Origin of the sequence: Delftia sp. ZNC0008, assembly GCF_000799035.1 — a bacterium.
Taxonomy (GTDB): domain Bacteria; phylum Pseudomonadota; class Gammaproteobacteria; order Burkholderiales; family Burkholderiaceae_C; genus Comamonas; species Comamonas tsuruhatensis.
The window spans coordinates 1-1,926 of record NZ_JTKZ01000290.1 but is presented as its reverse complement, the minus strand read 5'-3'; the positions used below and the strand labels follow the sequence as shown (position 1 = coordinate 1,926).

2 protein-coding genes are annotated in these 1,926 nt (G+C 69.5%); one reads left to right on the top strand and one right to left on the bottom strand.

The genetic code is table 11. The annotated features are described in order from the left end of the window. Window positions 1-91: 91 nt before the first annotated feature. A complete protein-coding gene (locus tag L995_RS09765) occupies window positions 92-1,333 on the bottom strand; it encodes an alpha-hydroxy acid oxidase (RefSeq protein WP_047471264.1) in 1,242 nt (413 codons plus the stop codon). A gap of 111 nt (window positions 1,334-1,444) precedes the next feature. On the opposite strand from L995_RS09765, the gene L995_RS09760 reads away from it, so the two are divergent. Then, window positions 1,445-1,926: LysR family transcriptional regulator (locus L995_RS09760; protein ID WP_047471262.1), on the top strand; the 482-nt coding region annotated here is incomplete at its 3' end.

The following is a 1,926-nucleotide window of genomic DNA, read 5'->3' as shown; positions in this document are numbered from 1 at the left end:
CCGCGTCGCACAGGCTGCGGCGTGAAATGAAGTGGTTCATGGGATGTCTCCTGGGAATGGCTGTGTTTTGAACGGACGGTGGAGGTTTCTGTCAGGCCGATGCGCGGCGCACGATGTGCGAGCGGTCCAGCGCGCCGCAGGAGGAGGCGCCCAGCATGGCCAGGTTGCGGTCCACCTCGTCGCGCAGCAGGCCGATGGCGTGCAGCACGCCGGCCTCGCCGCCCACGGCGGCGGCATAGTTGAAGGGCCGGCCCACCAGCACCATGCGCGCGCCCAGCGCCACGGCCTTGAGCACATCGGAGCCGCGCCTGAAGCCCCCGTCGATCAGCACGGGATAGTCCGGCCCCAGGGCCGCCACCACGTCCTCAAGAATGCGCATGGCCGACACCGCGCCGTCGAGCTGGCGCCCGCCATGGTTGGACAGCACGATGCCGTCGGCCCCCACGCGCCGCGCCTGCAGCGCGTCCTCCACGCTGAGCACGCCCTTGATGACCAGCGGCCCCTTCCAGCGGCGGCGGATGGCCTCGATGTGGTGCCAGCTCAGGTGGTCGCGTGCCGAAAAATCGCGCATCACGCTGGACGACATGATGGGCGCACCGCGCGTGGCAAACGAGTTCTCGAAATGCGGCATGCCGTGGCGCAGCAGCGTGCGCAGGAAGGTGCCCGCCACCCAGCCCGGGCGCACCATGCCGTCCCAGGCCAGGCGCAGGCTGGGCTTGAGCGGCGTGGAAAAGCCGGTGCGGATGTTGTTCTCGCGGTTGGCGGAGATCGGTATGTCCACTGTCACCACCAGGGTGCGAAAGCCTGCGCGCTCCACGCGGTCGATCAGCGCATCGATGCGGGCCTGGTCCCCGGGGATATAGGCCTGGAACCAGGTGGCCGGGCTCTCGCGCGCCACCTCCTCCATGGGGATCAGCGAAGTGCCGCTCATCACCGACACAATGCCCGCGCGCTGGGCCGCGCGTGCCAGCACCAGATCACCCCGGTAGGTGGACAGCGCATTGATGCCCATGGGCGCAATGCCGAAGGGGCTGGCATAGCGCTCGCCGAACAGCTCCACGGCCTGCGAGCGCTGCGACACATCGGCCAGCACGCGCGTGGTCAGGCCCCATTCGCCGAACACCTCGCGGTTGTCGCGCAGCGAGGCGTTGTCCTCTGCCGCCCCGGCGATGTAGCCGAAGATGGGCCGGGGCAGCCTGCGGCGCGCGGCCTCCTCGAAATCATGCAGCGACAGCATGCGGCGCAGCACGGCCGGGGCGCGCGGCGCCGGCAGGGCGGATGCCGAAGGCGTGGAGGCAGAGGCAGAGGCAGAGGAGGAAGCGATGGCGGCCATGGTGCGGACCTCGGAATGTTCAGGAACCGGCGCCACTGTAGGCCGCGCATCCATTGAATGAAAGTGGATTATTTAGAATGCACTTGTTCGCTTTTTGCCAATGACAAACCCATGTCCACACCCTCGGTCAAGCAGCTCGAAGCCTTCTGGTGGGCCGCCACCTGCAGCAACTTCGCCACGGCCGCGCAGCGCGTGCACCTGTCCGTGTCCTCGCTGTCCAAGCGCATCACGGAACTGGAGTCCGCGCTGGGCCAGCCGCTGTTCGACCGCAGCGGCCACCGCGCCGTGCTCACCGACGCCGGCCAGCGCCTGCTGCCCGCCGCGCTGGAGGTGCTCAACGCCATGGCCGCGCTGGGCCAGGCCCTGGACACGCGCGAGGCGCTGGCCGGGCATTGCCGCTTCGGCGTGGGCGACCTGTCGGCGCTGACCTGGCTGCCGGCCTTCGTGGCCGCCGCGCGCCAGGCCCATCCGCAACTGGTGCTGGAGCCCCATGTGGATGTGGGCGGCGTGCTGGAGCAGCGCCTGGACGACGGCGAGCTGGACTTTGCCATCATCGCGGGCCGCTCCTCGCGCAGCAGCCTGCTGTCACGCGG